Origin of the sequence: Verrucosispora sp. WMMD573 (genome assembly GCF_027497175.1) — a bacterium.
In the GTDB taxonomy this organism is placed as follows: Bacteria; Actinomycetota; Actinomycetes; order Mycobacteriales; family Micromonosporaceae; genus Micromonospora.
Genome location: NZ_CP114901.1, coordinates 4,123,454 through 4,142,900, shown reverse-complemented (window position 1 = coordinate 4,142,900; position 19,447 = coordinate 4,123,454). Strand labels below are relative to the sequence as shown.

Sequence of the window (19,447 nt, the reverse complement as noted above, 5' to 3'; positions counted from 1 at the left end):
GGTCCGGCCCGATCCGATCATCGCTCCACCATCTTCTCCTAGTTGCAAAAGGTTGGCAACAAGCCTGGACAGCTCGGCCGCCTAGTAACTAGCGTGCACGCTATGAGTCCTTACATCAGCAACGTCGCCGCCTGGCAGGAAAGTTGGGACCGCCAGCAGGAGGCGTACATGCCGGACCGTGAGCACCGGTTCACCGTCATGCTCGACACGGTCGACGCCGTCCGCGAGGCCGCACCGCTCCGGCTACTCGACCTGGCCGGCGGCACCGGCACCATCTCGCTGCGGGCCCTGCGGCGTTTCCCCGACGCCGAGGTCACCCTGGTCGACCTCGACCCGGCGCTGCTCGCCCTCGCCACCGCCTCGCTCGGCGAGCGGGCCACCATCGTCACGGCCGATTTGGGTCGGCCGGACTGGGCCACGGCGCTGCCGCACCAGCGCTACGACGCCGTGCTCACCGCCACCGCGCTGCACTGGTTGCCCGCCGACCGGTTACGCATCCTCTATGCGGAGATCCGCGACCTGCTCCGGCCGGGTGGCCTGTTCGTCAACGCCGACCACATGCCCGATGACGACCTGCCGGAGTTGACCAAGCGGCTGCTCGCCCGGGCCGAGGAGCACCGGGCGGCCCGGTACGCCGCCGGTGCCGTGCTGTCCTGGTCGCAGTGGTGGCAGCAGGCCGAGCAGGACCCGACGCTGGCTCCGTTCGTGCGGCAACGCCACGCCATCTACCCGTCCGGGCACAGCCCCGAATGGCTGCCCCCGGCCTCCTGGCACCTCACCGCCCTCAGAGAAGCGGGATTCACCGAGGTCGGCACCCTCTGGCGCGGCGCCGCCGACGCCGCCGTCGTCGCCACCCACTAACCCGGCCCCTCCCCTCCCCCGCCCTTCGCGATCATGCAGTTGTGGTCGTTGCTTGCTCCGCATTCGCCCCACTCGTCCGGTGCCACAACTGCATGATCGTCAGGGCTCGGGGGCGGGGAGTGGGGGTAGGGTGCGGTGGTGGTGGTGGCGTTCGGGCATCTTGCGGGGCGGGTTTGGCTCTGTCCGGGGCACCCCGATCCCGAGATGGTGCAGGCGGGCGTTGCGGTGATCGTCGACGAGCGGGGCAGCGTGCTGGTGGACGCGGGGCAGAGCCCGTCGCACGCCCGTGAGATCCAGGTCGCGTTGCGCGCCGCCGGTCTACCGGCGCCCCGCTGGCTGGTCTACACCCACCACCACTGGGACCACGTCTGGGGTGCCTGCGCCTGGCCGGAGGTGGAGATCATTGGACATGTCAGCGGCGCGGAACTGCTGCGCGCGGAGGCGACCCGGCCGTGGAGCGTCCGGTACCTGCGCGAGGAGGTGCTCCGCAACCGTCGGCTCGGGCCGAGCTACCGGGCTCGCGCGCTGGCCGTCGACTCCTGGGACGAGCTGCGGGTGCTACCGCCCAGCCGCGTCTTCACCGACGAGGTGGAGTTGCCCACCGGCGTGCTGGCGCGCCACGTCGGCGGCCGACACGCCCCGGACTCCGCAATCGTGTTGGTGCCCGACTCGAAGGTCATGCTGCTCGGTGACAGCTGGTATCCCCCACCGGCGCACCTGCGGACACCGGCGGACGAACCGGACCTCGCGCTGGTCGGACGGCTGCTCGACGACGACATCGGCTGGTACGTCTCCAGCCACAGTCCGCCGCTGACCCTCGACGAGGCCCGGGCGGCGATCAGCCAGTGAGCGGGGCGACCCGTTCGGCTCAGCGGGCACGACGCTCCGGATGTGCCCGGTTCCAGGCCCGCATCCGATCCGGGTACCCGACCTTGGCGGCCTCGTAGAGCGGGATGGCGTGTTTGCGGGCCAGGGCACCGGCGGCGCGCGGCGTGCCGGTGCGGCGGCGGATCCACTCGCCGTCGTGGGCGATGGCCATCACGGTGGTGTCGGTGGCGGTGGTCTCCGGCTCCAGGTAGAACTCCACCCCCTGCCGGCTGGTGGCGAACCGCTCCAGCGCGGCGAGGTCCTCGGGGGTACCTTCGCGGTCGAGTTTCGTCGGGGTGCCCTGCGCGGCCCGTGACCGCCGGCTGAACCAGCCCATGTCCGGCTCCTCTCCTCGGCGTGACCCCCAGTGCAGCACCGTCACCTGGCAGATCCCTGTGAGCCGGGTGAGAATCCCCCGTCGCGTAGGCCCGCCGACGGCGGCACGGCCACCGACCCGCTACGCGTCTGGCTGCGCCGAGCCCGCCCCTGTGCCGCCGGCGACGGGCGGGCGAGCCGCCGGGACGAGCAGGAGGGTCGGCAGCAGGAGCAGCGGTACGACCAGCAGCGCCTGCAGCGTGCCCACCTGGTCACCGAGCAGGCCCAGCAACGGCGGTCCGGCCAGGAACGCCGTGTAACCGATCACCGCGACCACGCTTACCCGTACGTGCGCGTGCTCCTCCTCGTCGGCCGCGGCGCTCATCCCCACCGGGAAACCGAGCGAGGCACCGATCCCCCACAGCGCCACGCCGACCACCGCGACCGGACCGGACCCGGCGAGCACCGCCAGGCCGGCGCCGAAGATGGCGAGCAGAATGGTCGTGGTCAGCACCGGCCCCCGTCCCCAGCGGTCCAGCGCCACCGTGCCGGCGGTGCGGCCCAGCGTCATACCGACCACGAAGACGCCGAAGACCGCCGCGCCGGCCGCCTCAGTGAAGCCGTAGCCGTCGATGAAGGCGACCGCGAGCCAGTCGTTGGCGCTGCCCTCGGCGAACGCCGCCGCCAGCACCAGCAGGCCGATGAGCAGGGTGCGCGGCTCCCGCCAGGCGGCCAGCAGCCGGCCGCGACGCCCGGCCGAGGTGTCGGCCGCCGCCGGCCCGACCGGCAGGAACGCGCGCGCCCCGAGCAGCGTGCCGCCGAACACCACCGCGGCCAGCACACCGAGGTGCACCGCTACCGGGACGCCCAGCCGGGCGGCCCCCGCGCCGACGCCCGCGCCGGCCACCGAGCCGAGGCTCCAGGCGGCGTGGAAGCGCGGCATCACCGTCCAACCGAGCCGCCGTTCGACCGCCGCGCCCTCGATGTTCATCGCGACATCGCAGGTGCCCGAGCCGTAGCCGAGCGCGAACAGGCCGACCGCCACCCCGGGCAGCCACCCAGCCACCCCGGTCGAGACTCCGGTGATGGTCAGCCCGAGCGCGACGAGCAGGGTGGACGCCGCCACGGCCCGCGCCGCGCCGAGGCGCTGGGCGACCAGGCCGGCGGTGGGCATGGCGAGGATCGCCCCGGCCGACAGGGTCAGCAGCAGCAGGCCGAGACGACCCGGGCTGAGGCCGAGGCCATCGCGGACCGCCGGCACCCGGGCGAACCAGGTGGCCACGGCCAGTCCGTTGAGCGCGAACACGACCGCCACACCGTTGCGGGCGGCCAGGACGGCACGGGACGGGCCAGCGCTGGTCGGCGGGTTGGCAGGGGTGGTGACGACGGGGTCCATCCGGTCCTCTCCTCGGGCAGTACGGCGATCACACACCTGGGAGCGCTACCACCACAATCCACCTCCGGTCCTTACCAGCGGCCGTCGGGCACGGCATGATGCTGATGGGCGCCCAGGTGGGCGGGAGCAGCAACGGGGAGACGTACATGACGACGGCAGCGCGCCGCCCGGCCACCCTCGACGACGTGGCCCGGGCCGCCGGGGTGTCCCGTTCCACGGCGTCCCGGGTTCTCGCTGGCAACGGCTTCGCGTCACCGACCGCCCGCGAGCGGGTACGCACCGCCGTGAACCTGCTCGGCTACGTGCCGAATCCGGCGGCCCGTGCCCTGGTGCACGGTTCCGGCGTACGGCTGCTGATCGCGGTTTCGGGCACCGGCCCGGCTGTCCTCGACGACCCCTACGTCGACCAGGCGGTCGCCGCAGTGGCCCGGGCCTGCACGCCGCATGGTCTGGGCGTGGCGGTGCAGTGGGTGCCGTTGGGAGCACCGGAGCGGCTGACCCGGTTGACCGACGACCGGGGCGTGGCCGGCCTGGTCCTGCTCAACACGACTCCGGCGCTGCTGGATCTGGTGCCGCGCCGGCTGCGCGGCCGGGCCGTGTCGATCGGGATCGGCTCGGCCACGGTGCCGTCGGTCGACATCGACAACGGCGGCGGCACCGCGGCGATCGTCCGTCACCTGTACGACGCCGGGCGGCGTCGGATCGCCATGGTCACCGGTCCCCGCTGGCTGGCCTGCGCCAACCGCTCCGTCGGGGCGTACCGCAGGCTGCTGTGCGACGCCGGCCTGCCGGCCCGGGAGGTGGTCGGCGATTTCAGCGCGGCCCGTGGTTACGCCGCCGCTCGGGAGGTGCTGCGACGCTGGCCGGACACCGACGCGATCGTCGGGATCAGCGACGCGACAGCGCTCGGGGTGATCGGTCGGCTACGGGCCGACGGCATCCGGGTGCCCGAGGACGTCGCGGTGACCGGATTCGACGACATCCCGCTGGCCGCGACGGTGGCGCTGACCACGGCCAGCCACCCGGTACGGCAGATCATCACCGCAGCCGCGACCATGGTGCTGGAGCATCGCGAGGCACCGGAGACGACCGTCTTCCCGTCGGCGTTGGTCGTGCGCGGCAGCGCCTGAGCCGTCAGCCCACCTGACGCCGCACCCGACACAACCCGATCAAGTAGTTGCGGCCAACCTTCCAGAATATCGATTTTCCCGGATCGCGACCTCGACCGAATGTGACGGGGTACCGGTAAGATCGGCGACTTGCTTGTGACTGATCGCTGACTGATGACTCGGACGGCGGGAGCACACACTGAGCCCATGAATTCGAGGCTCGGGCGCTTCAGCACACTCCGCGGCGCGGCGTGCCTCGTGCTGGCGGCGACCCTTTCCGGCTGCATGCAACTCAATGCCGGGCTGACCGTCAACCCGGACGACACGGTCAGCGGCCAGCTTCTGCTCACCGCCGAGCGGAACGTCCTGACCTTGAACAACAGGCCAGTCGAGGCGGGCTTCGCCGAGTTGCGGCAGAACATACCGGCGCTACCGGCCGGGCCGGAAACCCGATACGAGGACACCACCCACTTCGGCTCTCTGATCAACTATCGGAACGTGCCGCTGGCCGAATTCGACAGCGAAAGTCTGAGCATCGTCCGCACCGACGACCGGTACGTGTTCACCCTTCCGCTGGACCCGCAGAAGTACGGCGGAAAAGTGGCCGAACAGGACCCCAAGAATCAAGAGCGATTCATGTTGTTGATGTCGTTCGAGATCGCGGTGACCTTTCCCGGTCGCGTCCTGGACGCCAGCACCGGCGGTCAGGTCAACGACCGGACGGTCACCTGGCGGGTCAACCGCAACGAGCAGAAGCCAACCGAGCTGCGCGCCGTCGCCGAGGCGCCGCCGCGACCGTCTCCGGCGGCCGGCGCGGACTCCGACGGCGGGTTTCCCTGGTTGCTGATCATCGCCGGCACCGTGCTACTGCTGCTCGTCGCGGTGCTGGTCGCGGTCCTGCTCCGCCGCTCCCGCACCGGCGGTACACCGCCCGAGAGCGCCTCACCCCCGGTCGGCGGATCCACACCGGTGACGTCGACCGTCACGAATCCCGGCCCGCCGGACGCCGGCTGACGACCGGCCGGCCGCCGCCCACCGAGGACGGCAGCTCACCACACCCCACCCGGCAGTACGCAACACCGAAGGGGGATCGGCGATGAACGATCTCTTCACCTGGGCGGCCCTGGGCAGCCTGACCGGCGCCAGTGCCGCGACTCTGCTCGCCACCAACGTCATCGGCGGACTCGTCGGCCCGAGCGCCGACAAGGCCCGCAAGTGGATCGCGCTGGGCATCGCCCTCGCACTGTCCTACCTCACCGCCGGCTTCGCCACCGAGGCCGGCCCCGAGAAGTGGATCATCGCGTTCTTCAACGGGCTGGTCATCTTCTCCGCCGCGCTGGGCGTCAACCAGCTGCCTCCCGGCAACCGGCAGGCGACGCCGACCCAACTGGCGCAGGGCAACGAGCCCCGGTTCATCCGCTCCTGGGCCTGAGCGGAGTCGGACATGGTCTTCGGAATCTTCAGCGCCGCCGCTCACGTCGCCGCAGGCGCCGTGAGCGGCCAACTCGTCGGGGGCAGCGTCGGGCTGCTCGTCGGCGCGGGCATCGGCCTGCTCGTCGGCGCGGTCTTCGGCTGGGCGGTCGCCGCAGCCGAGATCTACGCGGTGAGCCCGCGCGGTGTCTTCCTCTTCGTCGTCGATCACAGCTGGAGCCTGCCGAACACCCTCGTCGGTGCGATCTACCTGACCCTGCACCTGGTGTTCGGCCACTCACTGGACCGGGCCACCTCCCGGCACAGCTGCCGGGTGAACGTGGTCGAGGGGGTCTCCCCCCGCTACGCCACCACGCTCGGCACGGTCTGCGCCGGCTCCGGCCCCGGCATCCAACGACACGAGGACGTGCACATCTTCCAGGCACGGCTGCTCGGCCCGCTGTACATCCCGCTGGTCGTGGCCAACTACGTGCTGTTCACCATCGCGCCGATCTGGCTGCTGTACCACGACCACACCGGCGCACCTATCAACCGCTTCACCCGGTACTTCGAGATCGGCGTCTACCCACACGTGTGGAACGAGGCCATCGCGTACCGGATCCAGGGGACGCCGCCGCGATGACCGACGACGGTCCGATCTGCACGGCCACGGCCGAGTTGGTGGCGTGGCTGGCCGGGGTGGTGGGAGACACCGTCCCGGTCGGCCCGCCCGCCCCCGACGCCGACCCGAGCCGGTTGACGCTGTGGCCGCTGGACGTCCGGCCGGCCCGGCAGACCCGGGGCAGCGGCAACGGCCCGGAGCCGTACCGGTTCACGGTGCGCTACCTGCTGGCCGCCGGCGGCCCCGAGGCGTTGACCGCGCTGGACCGGGCGCTCGTTTCGGCCACCCGAGCGGACGGGCGGACGCTGGTGCTGGAGGCCGGCGACCCGGCCCTGTGGGCGGCCTTTGGTGCGCCGCCCCGGCCGGCGTTGCTCATCGACGTGCCGGTACAGATCGCCCATCCGACCCGGCCGGCCACACCGGTCCTGCGCCCGCTGCGGCTGCGGCAACTGGAGATGCTGACCTTCGACGGGCGCGTCGTCGGCCCGGCCGAACAGCCCCTCGCGGCGATGCGGGTCGAGGTCGTCGGCCAGCCGTACGCGACCCGCACCGACCCGGCGGGCCGCTTCCGGGTCGTCGGCGTGCCCCACGATCCGGACCGGCCGACACCGGTCCGGCTCCGGCTCACCGGCCGGGGGCAGGTGCTCACCGCCGAGGTCGACCCGACCGAACCCGACATCGTCATCGTCTGCACGCCGCCGACCCCCTGATCCGCCGACCCGACCTGCACGGGAGGACCGATGCCCACCTACTTCTCGCCCGGCATCTACGTCGAGGAGGTGCCCAGTGGCGCCCGGCCGATCGGACCGGTCGGCACCAGCACGGCGGCCTTCGTCGGCGTCGCGCCGGACCGCACCGCCCATCTCGGCGAGGCCCTCGCGGTGAACAACTGGACCGATTTCCTCCGCCTGTACGCCGACGGTGACCAGTTGGAGAGCACCCCGCTGGCCCGGGCCGTCTTCGGCTTCCTGGACAACGGCGGCACCCGCTGCTGGGTGGTGAACGTCGGCGAGGGCGGCGCCATCTCCGGCACCGGCCGCAGGCGCGCCGGTCTCGACCTGCTGGAGGCGGTCGACGAGATCTCCATCCTGGCCGCGCCCGGCTTCCACGACCCGGTCTCCCACGAGGCGCTGCTGAGCCTGGCCGAGCGCACCCGCACCATGGTGGCCATCTGCGACCCGGCACCCGACATCGACGACATCTCCACCCTCACCCGGGTCGCCACGCCCGGTTCGGGCCGTCCGGCGAAGCCGAGCGACACCAGCGAGTCGGACGCCCCAGCCGCATCCGGCAGCGGAGGCGGCGGCAGCGGGAGCGGACCGGTGGCGCACCGCCCCCGGCAGTCCGACTTCGCCGCCCTCTACTACCCGTGGCTGCGGGTCCGCGACCCGCTCAGCGGCGACCTGGTGCTCACCCCGCCGAGCGGGCACGTGGCGGGCATCTGGGCGCGTACCGACGCGCTGCGCGGGGTGCACAAGGCACCCGCGAACGAGCCGGTACGCGGCGCGGTCGACCTGGGCCACCTGGTCACCCGGGCCGAGCACGACGTGCTCAACCCCCGGGGCGTCAACGTCATCCGGTACTTCCCCGGCGAGGGTATCCGGGTCTGGGGCGCCCGCACCCTCGCCGCCGAGGCCAGCGAGTGGCGATACCTCAACGTGCGCCGGCTCTCCATCGCCATCGAGCAGGCCATCGCCAACGGCACCCGGTGGATGGTGTTCGAGCCGAACGACTACACGTTGTGGCGGTCCATCCGGCGCGACATCGGTGCCTTCCTCACCCGGGTGTGGCGGGACGGGGCGCTGTTGGGACGCACGCCCGAGGAGGCGTTCTTCGTCAAGTGCGACGAGGAGACCAACCCGGCCGACGTCCGCGACGCGGGGATGGTCGTCGCCCACATCGGCATCGCCGTGGTCAAGCCCGCCGAGTTCGTGGTGTTCAAGCTGAGCCAGTGGGCCGGTGGCACCGAGACCGAGACGATTGGAGGCTGACATGCCGACCACGGCCACTCCACAGCCGGGCACCCCGGTCGACCCGTACCGGGCCTACAACTTCAAGCTGCTGGTCAACGGGGTGACCAACGGCCACTTCACCGAGGTCAGCGGGCTGGAGGTGAACATACCGGCGGTGCCCTACCGGGAGCAGGGCAACGACCGGATCCGGATGGTCCCGGGCCAGGTGGAGTACGGGCCGGTCACCCTGCATTTCGGCCTCACCGCGTCGCGGGAGTTGTGGGACTGGGTGCACGCCGTCGCCCGGGGCACGGTCAGCCGACGCAACGTCTCGGTGGTGCTGCTCGATGCCGCGGGCACGGCGGAGGTGTTGCGCTGGAACCTGATCAACGCGTGGCCCACCAACTGGCGCGGCGCCCACCTGAACACGCTCGGTCAGGAGATCGCCATCGCGGCGCTGACGCTGCGCTACGAGAGCCTGGAACTGGAGGCCGGTGGTGCCGCGCCGACGCCCGCGTAGCTGGCTGGCCGATCGCCTCCGGTCCGCGGCGGCTGCCGTGGACCGCCTCGCAGCCACCCTCGACGAGCCCTCTGGTCGACCCCGGCGACCGGGTCAACCGCCCGAGCACTGGCTGCGGGTGGTCACCGCACACGCCCCCGGACTGCTGCGGGATCTGGCCCTCGATCCGCCGCCGGACGCCGCGCCGGCCGGGGCGTACCACCAGGGGCCGGGCTCCCGCGAACCGCACCGCGGCGGCCGGTCGGACGCCGGTTTCGCCGAGCCGGCGGCCGGAAGTGCTGCCGACGACCCGGGACATCGACCCGCGGCGGCGGTCGACGCAGCCGGTCGGCGCGTCCACCGACCCGGCGTGGCGGCCGGTCCGGACCCGGCCGCCGACGCGAGCCCCCGGTCGACGGAGCGCTCCCCGGCGTCCGGGCCGGCACCGGCCACCCCCTCCCCCACGTCCTCTGCTCTGCTTCACCCCACGCACCACTCGACGTCCGGTACCCGGACAGTGGCCGGTGCGCCGATTGAAGCAGAGCAAAGGGACCGCAGTGGAACGTCCCGGCCCGCTCCCGCGACGGCCGCGCAGCACGGGCCCGGCGGGCCAGACGAGCCAGGCCGACTCGACTCGGTCGGATCGAGCGGTACGGACAGTGCCCACCGGCGGTGGAGCGGAGGGACGGTCCGGGCAGTCGGGGCGGCAGCAGCCACGACGGACAACCAGGACGGGGCTCCGGCGGCGACGCCAGCTACCCGCCCGGCCGCGCCGGTGTGCGGCGACCTGCGCGCCACCAGAGCACCGATCAGCACCGACGCGGAGCGGCCCGCAGCAGTCCCGGCCAGGGCGGAGCCGCCGCTGCCGCACGCCCCGACCCCACGGCACCCCCACCCGGCGAGCTGGTACACCGGCACGGCGAACCCGCCCACCAACGCGGCGAACCCGCCTGTCGACGCGGCTGGGCGGCCCACCGGCCCCGCCGGCCGGCTCTTCGTCGTGGCCGGGCCGCAGCGGACCGGGCCGCCGAGTACCGCCGAGCCGCACCCGGCAGGGGCCGGCCCGGAGCACCGCGCGGTGCTCCGGCTGGTGACCGGGCACGAGTGGACGGCCGACCCCCGCCGGCCGGACGGATCTTCCACCGGCGACGGGCGTTGGCCCGCCAGCGGGCTTCCGATCGGCGACGGACGCTGGTCCGTTGGCGCGGACCTCCGCTGGCCGGAGTTGGAGTCGTCGCGCGGTGGGCGTACCGGTCCCGACCCGTGGCCGGCCCTCCCCGACGACCGGGCGCTGTGGTCGGTGCCCGGACCGGCCGGCGGCGACGAGCACCGGACGCGGCGGCTCGACGGTGAACAGGCGGGCGGCTGATGCAGCGGGTGGCCTTCCTCATCGACACCGGCGAGCGGATCGACTGTCTGCTCAATCCGGAGACCGTGCAGGTGACCCGCCTCGCCGGGGTGCGCCAGCGGGGTGGCTCCGACGGTCAGCTGACCGGCGCCGGGCTGGCCGACGACCCGTTGCTGTTCACCGGCGGTGGCCGCACCGAACTCGTGCTGGACCTGCTCTTCGACATCGACTTCGCCGAGGGGCAGGTCCGTCCCACCGACGTCCGGGCGCTCACCCGACCACTCTGGATGCTGGCCGAGAACTCGGCGGTGGAGCACGGCTGGCTGCGACCGCCGCTGGTGCGGATGGTCTGGGGCAAGACCTGGAACGTGCCGGGGGTGATCGTCGCGGTGGCGGAGCGCTTCGACGCGTTCACCGCCACCGGCTCCCCGCGCCGCTCCTGGCTGCGGCTCAAGCTGGTCCGGGTGGCGGAGGACGCCCACCGCGCCGAGGAGGGTTTCGCCGAGGAGCTGTCCGCCGCACAGACTCCCACCGTCGCCCCGGGCACGGCCGTGGTGGCCGCCGGTGACGGCACCGCCACCGCCGACACCTCGGGCGTACGCTTCGACCTGCTCGCCCATGACGCGCTGGGCTCGCCCCTGCGCTGGCGGCTGCTGGCCGAGCACAACCGGATCACCGATCCGCTGGCGGTGCCCGCCGGCACCGCGCTCGCCGTACCGCCGCTGCCCGGCACCGCGCCGGCAGGGGCGACGTCCACCGACACCTCCGGGACCGGGCCGTGACCGCCGCCGCGCCCCGGGCGCTGACCGTGCTGCTCGGCGGCAGATCGTTGCCCGAGGCGATGACCGGCCGGGTCGCCTCGGTACGGGTGGCCGCCCGCCTGAACCGGCCCACCCAGTGCGAGGTGACGCTGCGCACCGGCTCCGGCACCGCCGCGCTGACCGGACCGGTGCAGATCGGCGCGAGCCTGGACGTGCGCCTCGACGGGCATCCGGAGGCGCTGTTCACCGGGGAGGTCACCGCCGTCGAGGTCGAGTACGCCGCCGACGGCGCGGCCCTGCTGCGGGTGCGCGGGTACGACCTGCTGCACCGGCTGCGCAAGCGGCAACGGATCCGGGTCTTCGAGTCGGTGAGCGCCGCCGAGTTGGCCACGGACCTCTGCGCCGACCTCGGGTTGCGGGTCGAGGCGGAGGTCGACGGCCCGCACCTGGACCGGCTGCCGCACCACCGGCCCAACGACCTGGACCTGCTGGTCGAGGTGGCCGCACGGGCCGGGCTGCACCTGATCCTCGACGGTGACGTGCTGCGACTGGTCACCCTGGACGGCCACGGCGAGGCGATCCCGCTGGAGCTGGGCCGCGACGTGCACGGCCTCCGGTTGTCGGTGAACGCCGACAGTGCCGCCGGGGAGAGCGCGGCGCTGGGCTGGCATCCGCAGCGCGCCGAACCGATCGCCCAGCGCGCCGACATCCCCCGCTGCGGGCGACGCACCCCGGCGGATCCCGATCCGGCCGATGTCGGCGCGGACGGCGCCCGTACCGCCCTGGACCAGCCGGGGCGCAGCGACGACGAGATCGCCGCGCTGGCCCAGGCCCGGCTCGACACCCGGGCCGCCGCCCTGGTCACCGCCGACGGCACGGCCGAGGGCACGCCCGGGTTGCGGCCCGGCCGTCGGATCCGGCTGACCGGGGTGGCCGAGCCGGTGGCCGGGACGTACGTGTTGACGGAGGTGGTGCACACCGTCGACGCGAACGGTCACCTGAGTCGGTTCTCCACCCTGCCGCCACCGGCGCCGCGCTCCGGTTCGCCGACACCCGCGGTGGTCACCCTCGGCACGGTCACCGACGTGTCCGACCCGGACGGTCTGGGTCGGGTACGGGTGGAGCTGCCCGCGTACGGCGGGGCGGACGCCGGCTGGCTGGCGGTGCTGTGCCCGGGGGCCGGGCGGGGCAAGGGCCTGGTCGCGCTGCCCGATCCGCAGGACAGCGTGCTGGTGGCGCTGCCCGGTGGTGAGCCGGCCTCCGGCGTGGTGCTCGGCTCGCTGTTCGGCGCCGTCGAGCCGTACGACACCGGGATCGACGACGGGCGGGCCCGGCGTTGGTCGCTGCGTACCGCCGGTGGTCAGCAGGTGGTGGTCGACGACGTGGCACGCAGCCTGCGCCTGAGCACCGACACCGGCAGTTGGCTGGAACTGACCCCGCAGCTGGCCACCCTGCACGCCGCGACGGATCTGGTGCTGTCCGCGCCCGGTCGGGCGATGGTCGTCCGGGCCCGCAGCGTCGACTTCCTGCACGCCGAGACCGTCGAGGACCCGCAGACGGCCGCCGAGCAGGCCCGAACACTCGCCCGCGCCCACCACGAAGGAGGCAGCTGATGCGCTGGATCCACCGCGACTCGGTGATCAGGTGCAGCCACGACGGCCGGGTCCGCAACCGGGCGTCCCAGGAGTGGGTCACGGTGGCCGGCGCACCGGTGCTGGTGGCCGACGACCCGAAGGGCCGGGAGATCGTCGCCTGCCCGAACTACGGTGCCACGGTCAAGCCGTGCACCAGCACCGAGGCGGTGCGGGCCGGCTACGGCGACTGGGTTCGCGTGGACGGCCGGCGGATCGTGCTGTCGCACCTGTCCGGTTTCACCAACGGCAGTCCACCGGGCCAGTTCACCTACCGGGTACGCGATCCCCGGCAGCGTTTCGTGGGGGCCGACCGGTGAGGGCGATCCGGTTCGTCGGTGCCGGCTTCGACCCCGGTCAGGGCGGCGGGATCGGGTTGACCGCGGCCGGCGGCCTGGCGATGACCGACGGCGACGAGACGGTACGCCAGGCGCTGTTCCTGCTGCTGTCCACCACGCCGGGCGAGCGGCTGATGCGGCCCGGGTACGGCTCCCGCCTGCACCGACTGGTCTTCGCGCCGAACGACGACACCACCGCCGGGTTGGCCATCCACTACGTCCGCGCCGCCATTGCCCGCTGGGAGCACCGCATCGACGTGCTCGACGTCGACGCCGGCGCGGATCCGGACGACCCGTGGCGGCTGGTGATCCGGCTGGACTACCGGATCCGGGCCAGCCTCACCCCCGGCCAGTTGGTCTTCTCGCTCGACCTGCTGCCCGCCGACGACGACCCGACCGCCGGGCCGACCAGCGGTTCCGCCGCCGACATCGAGGAGGCACGATGACGCTGCCCGTGCCGCACCTGGACGATCGGACCTTCCTCGACCTGGTCACCGAGGCCCGGGACCGGATCCGGCAGTCCTGCCCAGGGTGGACCGACCTGTCCGCGCACGACCCCGGCGTCGCGCTGCTGGAGGCGTTCGCTCATCTCACCGAGGTGATGATCTACCGGCTGAACCAGTTGCCGGAGAAGGCGTACGTTTCCTTCCTCAACCTGCTCGGGGTCACCCGGCACCCACCGGCGGCGGCCTGGGCGGACGTCCGGTTCACCCGTACCGGCCCGGACGAGGCCGCGCTACGGATCCCCGCCGGTACCCGGGTGGCCGCCGCCCGGGGAGCCGACCCTCGGCCGGTGGTCTTCGTCACCTGCGAGCCGGCGCTGCTCGCCGCCGGGCAGCGGGAGGTGACCGTCCGGATGCACCACTGTGAGCCGGTGGAGGCGGAGTTGCTCGGCGTCGGTACCGGGCAGCCCGGGCAGGTGCTGCGCGCCGGCCGTGCGCCGCTGGCCCGTACCGCCGAACCGCTGGACCTGCTGCTCGGTGTCGAGGTGCCGGCCGGTTCGGTGGAACTGGGCGCTGCGGCCCGGGAACACGACGGGCGCACCTTCGAGATCTGGCGGGCGGTGGACAGCTTCGCCGGCCTCGGCCCGCAGGACAAGGCGTACCTGGTGGACCGCTGCTCCGGGACGGTGACCTTCGCCCCGGCACTGGACCTGCGGGCCACCGACGGCGGGGCGCTGGCCTTCGGTGACGGCGCGGTCGCGGCGGTGCCACCGGCCGGGCGGCAGGTTCGGCTGTGGTACCGCGCCGGTGGTGGACCAGCCGGCAACGTGGCCGCCGGCACCCTGACCAGCCTGCGTGACCCGCTGCCGGGAGTGAAGGTGGTCAACCCACTGCCGGCGGCCGGTGGGCGCGAGCTGGAGGCCATGGAGTCGGTGCTGCTGCGCGGTCCGTACGCCTTCTTCGCCCAGCAGCGCGCGGTGACCGCCCGGGACTTCGAGGTGCTGGCCACCGCCGCCGGCGGGGTGAGCCGGGCCCGTGCCTTCACCCGGGCCGCCGTGTACAGCTTCGCCCGCCCCGGTGAGGTGGAGGTGGTGCTGGTGCCGTACGTGCCGGACGCTGCCCGGCCCGGTGGCCAGCTGCCGGTGTCGGTACTCCGCGCGCACGAGGTGGAGGAGGTCCGGACACGGGTCGAGGCGGATCTGGAGCGCCGCCGCTCGCTGGGCACCACCTGCCGGGCCACCTGGGCGCGGTACAAGGCGGTGTCGATCCGGGCCCGGGTGGTGGTCCGCCGGGAGGAGGACGTCGACGCGGTACGCCGACGCATCCACGACCGCCTGCACCAGACGCTGAGTCCGTTGCCGACCGCGCTCAACCCGACGGGCTGGGCGTTCGGTGAGCCGCTGCGGGCGTCCAACGTGTACCGCCTGCTGGAGCACGCCGAGCCGGGGGTGCGCTACGTCGAGTCGGTGCGGTTCGACGTCGACGAGGCGCCGGACAGCCAGGTGCGCACCCTGGCGGCCGACCAGTACCAGCCCCGCACCTGGTACGCCGGCAGCGGAGCGGTGCTGTTCCGCTCCACAAACGCCGGGGCCGGATGGGAGCCGGCCGGACGCTTCGACGGGGAGACCGTGCAGCGGGTGGTGCCGGCCCCCGCGCCGGTACGACCGGGCATCGTGCCCCGGGCCGGCTCGGTGGCGGTGGCGACGGTACGTGCCGGCGGCGGGTCCCGAGTGCACCTGAGCACCGACCTGGGTGAGACCTGGTCGTTGCTGGCCGACCTGGACTCGCGGGTCGGCGACCTGGCCTGGATCGACCGGGACGGTGCGGGAGCGCTGCTGCTCGCCACCGACAGCGGCCTGTACGAGGTGTCCCTGCTGCCGGGCGCGGTGCCGTTGCAGATCCTGGTCGATCCGGCCGACGCGGACCGGGGCTTCTACGCGGTGCGGTCGTTCGTCTCCGAGCGTGGCGCGGCCGGGGTGGCGGTGGCCGCCCAGGCCGGTTTCGGGGTGTACCTGTCCCACAACGCCGGACGCCCCGGCAGCTTCAGTCACGTGGGCCTGGCCAACGTGGACAACCGGGTGCTCGCCGTGCAGTACGACGGACCGGCCACCCTGCTGTGGAGCGGCACCGGCGAACCAGATCCGAAGAAGCCCGGCCAGGGATGCTTCCGCTCCCGGCTGTTCGAATCCGACGTGAAGTGGCAGGCGCTGTCGGCGGGCTGGCTCGGCGGCACCTGCCGGGATCTCGCCTTCAGCGGTCCGCTCGCGCTGGCCGCGACGCAGAGCGGCGGCGTGCTCCGGCTGGACACCCTTGCCGCGCAGCCGCAGTGGACGTCCGTGTCGGTGAACTGCGGGCTGCCGCTGCGTGACCGGACCCGGTTCATGCCGGTGGACGCGGTCGCCGCCACCGGCGCGGCGGACCGCCTGGTGCTGGCCGGCGGGGAACGCGGCGTGCACCGCAGCGAGGACGCGGTGGAGTGGTCGGCCAGCGCCAACCAGTCCACCGCCGACGTGGTGACGGTCCCGGACACCTGGCTGCTCTGCTCCGGCGAGCACGACATCGAGGTGGTGCGGCAGGATGCGACGAGCGGCAATTGAGCGGCTGCTGCCCGCGGCCTACCAACGGGCGGCCGGGCCGGGCAGCGTGCTGTGGGCGCTGCTGGACGTGATGGAGGCGTTGCACGCCCCGGACGAGGCGGTACTGGCCGAGGTCGACGCGCTCTTCGGGCCGTACCGGGCGCCCGCGCCGATGGTGGCGTACCTGGCCCGCTGGGTGGCGATGGACCACCTGGTCACCGCGCCCCGACGGGACGTTCCCCTGCCGCTGCCCCTCAACCGGCTACGCGACGTGGTGGCGCACGGCGCCGCGCTGGCCGCCTGGCGGGGCACACCGGACGGTCTGCGTACCGCCCTGGAGCTGGCCACCGGGGTCAACGGGTTCGTCCTCGACGAGCCGGCCGAGCGGCCGTTTCACCTGGTCGTGCGGGTGCCCACCGACGCCGCCGACCAGCTGGCCCTGGTCGACCGGATCGTGGCCGCCGAGAAGCCGGCCGCCGTCACCGCCGAGATCACGGTCGGTGACACCCCGTCGGAGCGGGCGGTCGGCCGGGCCAGCGTGCCGTCGCCGGCCGTCGACCCGCCAGCTCCCGTCTCCCCCGTTTCCGCCGTCGAGGAGCCGTCATGACCACCGAATGGACCGTCGTCGCCGCCGCCGAGCAGTTCACCCTGGACGCCCGCAACGCCGGTGAGCTGACCTTCACCGTCTCCAACCCGGGCGTCGCACCGGACACCGTGGTGTTCGACGTGGCGCCCGGCGAGGGCACCCAACGCTCGTGGTTCACCGTCACCGAGCCCCAACGGGTGGTTCCGGGCCAGGGCTCGGTGTCGTTCCTGGTCCGGCTGGCCGTGCCGGCGGGCACGCCGCCCCGACGCTACGACATGACCGGGTTCGCGTACTCGGCGAACACGGCGCCGGAGGAGAGTTCCCGCTCCAGCGGCCGGGTGACCTACGAGGTACGCGCGGTGGCGCCACCGAAGCGTACGCCCTGGCCCTGGATCGCCGCGGCGGCGGCGTTGGTGCTGGTGGTCTCGGCGGTGGTGGTGTTCCTGGTGGCCCGCGACGACGAGCCGCCACCGCAGGCGCAGGTGGTGACCGTCGAGGCGGAGACCCTGGTGACCGGGGCCCGGGTCGAGTCGCCGGCGGGTTCCGGTGCCAACGTCCAGGTGCAGCAGAACTGCTGCGAGGTGACCTGGTCGCAGGACGCTCAGCTGTTCTTCCTCGGCCGGGCGGTGAACGACCGGGTGACCGTGACGGTGGCGCTGCCCGCCGAGGCGACCTGGCAGTTCTCCGCCGTGCTGACCACTGCGTCCGACTACGCCAACACGCTCTTCCTGATCGACGGCCGGCAGGTCGGCGCCCCGTTCCTCGGGTTCACCCCGAAGGTGCAGATCACCGACTGGGTCGACGTGGCCCGGGTGCGGCTCGGCCCCGGAACCCACGAGATCACCCTGGTCGTGATCGGCAAGACGCAGAGCACTGACCGCTACTTCGCCGGCATCGACCTACTTCGGTTCACCGAGGTCGCGCAGCGAAGCGAAGTGTCGACATGAGCGGGCAGCAGAAGGCGTTGCTGGCGGCGCTGGGCGTACTGCTGGTGCTGCTGTTCGCGGTGGCGGTGGGCGCGGGTAGCGGCGACCGGGGTGATCCGGCAGCCCGGCATCCACTTGTCGACCTGCTGGGCCGGGCCGGAGGTGGGCGGAGCGCCGTCGATCCGGCCGGGGTGGACGCGGACTGCGCCGACGCCACCGGGCGGTTGGTGGTCGACGGCCGCTGCGAGTTGCGCATCGCCGATCCGGGCGGGCTGCGCACCCTGATCCTGCGCGGTCCACAGGCGTTCGTTGTAACGGCCACGGCCCCGGGCGACGCCGACTTCACGGTCACCGACGAGGCGGCGCCCGCCGACGACGGCAGCGGCGCCGTGGCCCGCGTCGCCGTCGACCGGGCCACCACGGTGCTGCTGAGTTGTCCGCCCGGGTGCCTCGTCACGATCGCGCGGGACTGAGGCGGGAGGTCGGCATGGGTGCGCTGCGCAAGCCGTTCCTGCTGCTGGCGATGCTGGCGCTGGTGCTGGCGGTCGGCCTGGAGGTGGGTGCCGGGCTGTTGCTGGGCGGCGGTGACGCCGGCGCGGAGTTGGCCGGCAGCGCCGCCGACCTCGGGGTGGAGGTCGGCGACGTCCGGGATGTCAGCGAGCCGTCCGGCCGTGGTACGGGCTATCTGGCGCTGGTCGACGCGGCGGCGCTCTGGACGACCGGGCTGTTCTGCCTGGGTCTGGTGCTGCCGGACCGGCTGCACGGCCGGATCCAGGGCGTCGCCACCCTGATCTTCTCCATCGTCCTGATCCTCGTGGCCCTGCTGGCACTGGTGCTCGCGTTCATCGAGCTGATGATCATGGTGTCGTTGTTCCTGGCGCCGCCGTTCGGCACGCTGGCGTACCTGGCGTTGTGGGGTTTCTTCCCGGTCGGTGACGCGGCGGTGCTGCTCGGGCTGGCGCTGCTGCTCAAGCTCGCCTGGGCCGGGTTGCTGATCCTGGCCCAACCGAAGTTCCTGCAGAACAAGGGTCTGGTTCTGCTGATCCTGACCAGCCTGCTCTGCACGGTGCTGCTGGAGTTCCTGCACCACCTGGTGCCGGTGATCCTGGTGAGCATCCTCGACTCCGTGGGCGCCGTCGTCTTCGCGATCATCGCGATCGTCTGGGCGCTGGTGCTGCTGATCGGAGCGATCCCGGCGATCGTCAAGGCGGTGCGGGCCACAGCCGCCCTGCGCGCCGAGCCGGACCCGCACGGCTGAGGGCCGGCCTGAAGGAATGGGCTGTGCCGTCAGTCGGGACCGCTGGTCTGCGTGGAGACACCGGTGGGCGGCTGCCGCTGCCGCTTCGGCGGCCGTGGCACCCTCCCGCGGGCCGGACACCGCAACAACCCGGTAGTTGTCGCCTCCTGCCGGCCGGACACCGCAACAACCCTGATGTTGCTGCGGCGACGGCGGGTGCGCACGTTCGACATACGGTTGACGGCAGACAGCGCCGATTGCTTGCGCCGGATATGGTTGCCCTGTGATCGGGCTCGGCCTGCTCTGGTACCTCGTCGGCGTGCTGGCCGACGTCGGTGCCACCAGCATGTTCTCCGGCACGGCGGCGGTGACCGGCGTGCTGCTGGCCGCCGTGCTCGCTGCCGGGGTTCTGCTCGCCGGGGCGGTGGCCGATCCCGACCTGCGGATTACTCGTCGGATGCTGCGGGAGCGCTCGGGCCGTACCGGCGTACCCCGTCACCGCGATCCGGACGCTGCCGGCCGGGCCCGGCCCAGAGCCCCCACCGCCGCGACCCTCGCGGTCGCCTGAGC

The 19,447-nt window shown here is 73.3% G+C and carries 22 protein-coding genes; 20 read left to right on the top strand and 2 right to left on the bottom strand.

Going from position 1 to position 19,447, the window contains the following annotated elements:
• Positions 1–102 precede the first annotated feature (102 nt).
• Positions 103–861 (top strand): class I SAM-dependent methyltransferase, encoded by a 759-nt coding sequence (locus O7601_RS18805; protein WP_281562416.1) that lies wholly within the window; start codon positions 103–105, stop codon positions 859–861.
• A 204-nt stretch (positions 862–1,065) separates the two neighbouring features.
• Positions 1,066–1,710 (top strand): MBL fold metallo-hydrolase, encoded by a 645-nt coding sequence (locus O7601_RS18800; RefSeq protein WP_281562415.1) that lies wholly within the window; start codon positions 1,066–1,068, stop codon positions 1,708–1,710.
• Between the two features lie 19 nt (positions 1,711–1,729).
• Here O7601_RS18800 and O7601_RS18795 read toward each other — a convergent pair whose 3' ends face one another.
• Together O7601_RS18795 and O7601_RS18790 are read right to left on the bottom strand one after the other, a co-directional pair.
• Positions 1,730–2,065 (bottom strand): hypothetical protein, encoded by a 336-nt coding sequence (locus O7601_RS18795; protein WP_093402817.1) that lies wholly within the window; start codon positions 2,063–2,065, stop codon positions 1,730–1,732.
• A gap of 120 nt (positions 2,066–2,185) precedes the next feature.
• The gene (locus O7601_RS18790) at positions 2,186–3,439 is read right to left on the bottom strand and encodes an MFS transporter (RefSeq protein WP_281562414.1); all 1,254 of its coding nucleotides are present in this window, start codon (positions 3,437–3,439) and stop codon (positions 2,186–2,188) included.
• A gap of 146 nt (positions 3,440–3,585) precedes the next feature.
• Between O7601_RS18790 and O7601_RS18785 the strand changes: the two genes are divergently transcribed.
• From O7601_RS18785 to O7601_RS18700, 18 genes are all read left to right on the top strand, one after another.
• Positions 3,586–4,569 (top strand): LacI family DNA-binding transcriptional regulator, encoded by a 984-nt coding sequence (locus tag O7601_RS18785; RefSeq protein WP_281562413.1) that lies wholly within the window; start codon positions 3,586–3,588, stop codon positions 4,567–4,569.
• 186 nt (positions 4,570–4,755) lie between these two features.
• Entirely contained in the window at positions 4,756–5,562 is an 807-nt protein-coding gene (locus O7601_RS18780; RefSeq protein ID WP_281562412.1) for a DUF3153 domain-containing protein, read from the top strand.
• Between the two features lie 82 nt (positions 5,563–5,644).
• Entirely contained in the window at positions 5,645–5,980 is a 336-nt protein-coding gene (locus O7601_RS18775) for a hypothetical protein (RefSeq protein WP_281562411.1), read from the top strand.
• Positions 5,981–5,992: 12 nt separating this feature from the next.
• Complete coding sequence (locus tag O7601_RS18770) at positions 5,993–6,601, top strand: glycine zipper family protein (RefSeq protein WP_281562410.1); 609 nt, start codon at positions 5,993–5,995, stop codon at positions 6,599–6,601.
• Positions 6,598–7,290, top strand: a complete 693-nt coding sequence (locus O7601_RS18765) for a carboxypeptidase regulatory-like domain-containing protein (protein ID WP_281562409.1) — start codon at positions 6,598–6,600, stop codon at positions 7,288–7,290. The genes O7601_RS18770 and O7601_RS18765 overlap by 4 nt, the downstream gene beginning before the upstream one ends.
• A 30-nt stretch (positions 7,291–7,320) precedes the next feature.
• The gene (locus O7601_RS18760; protein ID WP_281562408.1) at positions 7,321–8,571 is read left to right on the top strand and encodes a phage tail sheath subtilisin-like domain-containing protein; all 1,251 of its coding nucleotides are present in this window, start codon (positions 7,321–7,323) and stop codon (positions 8,569–8,571) included.
• A gap of 1 nt (position 8,572) precedes the next feature.
• Entirely contained in the window at positions 8,573–9,052 is a 480-nt protein-coding gene (locus O7601_RS18755) for a phage tail protein (protein WP_093402636.1), read from the top strand.
• A 754-nt stretch (positions 9,053–9,806) separates the two neighbouring features.
• Entirely contained in the window at positions 9,807–10,400 is a 594-nt protein-coding gene (locus O7601_RS18750) for a hypothetical protein (protein ID WP_281562407.1), read from the top strand.
• Positions 10,400–11,161 carry a hypothetical protein gene (locus O7601_RS18745; RefSeq protein ID WP_281562406.1) on the top strand — a complete coding sequence of 254 codons (762 nt, stop codon included), beginning with the start codon at positions 10,400–10,402 and terminating at the stop codon, positions 11,159–11,161. Before O7601_RS18750 ends, O7601_RS18745 begins: the two co-directional genes overlap by 1 nt.
• Positions 11,158–12,753 (top strand): phage baseplate assembly protein V, encoded by a 1,596-nt coding sequence (locus O7601_RS18740; RefSeq protein ID WP_281562405.1) that lies wholly within the window; start codon positions 11,158–11,160, stop codon positions 12,751–12,753. The genes O7601_RS18745 and O7601_RS18740 overlap by 4 nt, the downstream gene beginning before the upstream one ends.
• Positions 12,753–13,091: a hypothetical protein gene (locus O7601_RS18735; RefSeq protein ID WP_281562404.1), complete on the top strand. Its 339-nt coding sequence runs from the start codon at positions 12,753–12,755 to the stop codon at positions 13,089–13,091. Before O7601_RS18740 ends, O7601_RS18735 begins: the two co-directional genes overlap by 1 nt.
• A complete protein-coding gene (locus O7601_RS18730; protein WP_281562403.1) occupies positions 13,088–13,555 on the top strand; it encodes a GPW/gp25 family protein in 468 nt (155 codons plus the stop codon). Before O7601_RS18735 ends, O7601_RS18730 begins: the two co-directional genes overlap by 4 nt.
• A complete protein-coding gene (locus O7601_RS18725; protein WP_281562402.1) occupies positions 13,552–16,149 on the top strand; it encodes a putative baseplate assembly protein in 2,598 nt (865 codons plus the stop codon). Before O7601_RS18730 ends, O7601_RS18725 begins: the two co-directional genes overlap by 4 nt.
• Positions 16,130–16,735 (top strand): phage tail protein, encoded by a 606-nt coding sequence (locus tag O7601_RS18720; protein ID WP_281562401.1) that lies wholly within the window; start codon positions 16,130–16,132, stop codon positions 16,733–16,735. Before O7601_RS18725 ends, O7601_RS18720 begins: the two co-directional genes overlap by 20 nt.
• Complete coding sequence (locus tag O7601_RS18715) at positions 16,732–17,661, top strand: hypothetical protein (protein ID WP_281562400.1); 930 nt, start codon at positions 16,732–16,734, stop codon at positions 17,659–17,661. The genes O7601_RS18720 and O7601_RS18715 overlap by 4 nt, the downstream gene beginning before the upstream one ends.
• A complete protein-coding gene (locus O7601_RS18710; protein ID WP_281562399.1) occupies positions 17,658–18,113 on the top strand; it encodes a hypothetical protein in 456 nt (151 codons plus the stop codon). The genes O7601_RS18715 and O7601_RS18710 overlap by 4 nt, the downstream gene beginning before the upstream one ends.
• 14 nt (positions 18,114–18,127) lie before the next feature.
• Positions 18,128–18,898, top strand: a complete 771-nt coding sequence (locus tag O7601_RS18705; RefSeq protein WP_281562398.1) for a hypothetical protein — start codon at positions 18,128–18,130, stop codon at positions 18,896–18,898.
• Between the two features lie 262 nt (positions 18,899–19,160).
• Positions 19,161–19,445 carry a DUF6412 domain-containing protein gene (locus tag O7601_RS18700; RefSeq protein WP_281562397.1) on the top strand — a complete coding sequence of 95 codons (285 nt, stop codon included), beginning with the start codon at positions 19,161–19,163 and terminating at the stop codon, positions 19,443–19,445.
• Positions 19,446–19,447 lie beyond the last annotated feature (2 nt).

What these genes read in the sequence shown, in the direction of transcription:
- O7601_RS18805 (WP_281562416.1), top strand. Translation starts at nt 103, where the DNA reads ATGAGTCCTTACATCAGCAACGTCGCCGCCTGGCAGGAAAGTTGGGAC.
- O7601_RS18800 (WP_281562415.1), top strand. Translation starts at nt 1,066, where the DNA reads ATGGTGCAGGCGGGCGTTGCGGTGATCGTCGACGAGCGGGGCAGCGTG.
- O7601_RS18795 (WP_093402817.1), bottom strand. Translation starts at nt 2,065, where the DNA reads ATGGGCTGGTTCAGCCGGCGGTCACGGGCCGCGCAGGGCACCCCGACG.
- O7601_RS18790 (WP_281562414.1), bottom strand. Translation starts at nt 3,439, where the DNA reads ATGGACCCCGTCGTCACCACCCCTGCCAACCCGCCGACCAGCGCTGGC.
- O7601_RS18785 (WP_281562413.1), top strand. Translation starts at nt 3,586, where the DNA reads ATGACGACGGCAGCGCGCCGCCCGGCCACCCTCGACGACGTGGCCCGG.
- O7601_RS18780 (WP_281562412.1), top strand. Translation starts at nt 4,756, where the DNA reads ATGAATTCGAGGCTCGGGCGCTTCAGCACACTCCGCGGCGCGGCGTGC.
- O7601_RS18775 (WP_281562411.1), top strand. Translation starts at nt 5,645, where the DNA reads ATGAACGATCTCTTCACCTGGGCGGCCCTGGGCAGCCTGACCGGCGCC.
- O7601_RS18770 (WP_281562410.1), top strand. Translation starts at nt 5,993, where the DNA reads ATGGTCTTCGGAATCTTCAGCGCCGCCGCTCACGTCGCCGCAGGCGCC.
- O7601_RS18765 (WP_281562409.1), top strand. Translation starts at nt 6,598, where the DNA reads ATGACCGACGACGGTCCGATCTGCACGGCCACGGCCGAGTTGGTGGCG.
- O7601_RS18760 (WP_281562408.1), top strand. Translation starts at nt 7,321, where the DNA reads ATGCCCACCTACTTCTCGCCCGGCATCTACGTCGAGGAGGTGCCCAGT.
- O7601_RS18755 (WP_093402636.1), top strand. Translation starts at nt 8,573, where the DNA reads ATGCCGACCACGGCCACTCCACAGCCGGGCACCCCGGTCGACCCGTAC.
- O7601_RS18745 (WP_281562406.1), top strand. Translation starts at nt 10,400, where the DNA reads ATGCAGCGGGTGGCCTTCCTCATCGACACCGGCGAGCGGATCGACTGT.
- O7601_RS18735 (WP_281562404.1), top strand. Translation starts at nt 12,753, where the DNA reads ATGCGCTGGATCCACCGCGACTCGGTGATCAGGTGCAGCCACGACGGC.
- O7601_RS18725 (WP_281562402.1), top strand. Translation starts at nt 13,552, where the DNA reads ATGACGCTGCCCGTGCCGCACCTGGACGATCGGACCTTCCTCGACCTG.
- O7601_RS18720 (WP_281562401.1), top strand. Translation starts at nt 16,130, where the DNA reads ATGCGACGAGCGGCAATTGAGCGGCTGCTGCCCGCGGCCTACCAACGG.
- O7601_RS18715 (WP_281562400.1), top strand. Translation starts at nt 16,732, where the DNA reads ATGACCACCGAATGGACCGTCGTCGCCGCCGCCGAGCAGTTCACCCTG.
- O7601_RS18710 (WP_281562399.1), top strand. Translation starts at nt 17,658, where the DNA reads ATGAGCGGGCAGCAGAAGGCGTTGCTGGCGGCGCTGGGCGTACTGCTG.
- O7601_RS18705 (WP_281562398.1), top strand. Translation starts at nt 18,128, where the DNA reads ATGGGTGCGCTGCGCAAGCCGTTCCTGCTGCTGGCGATGCTGGCGCTG.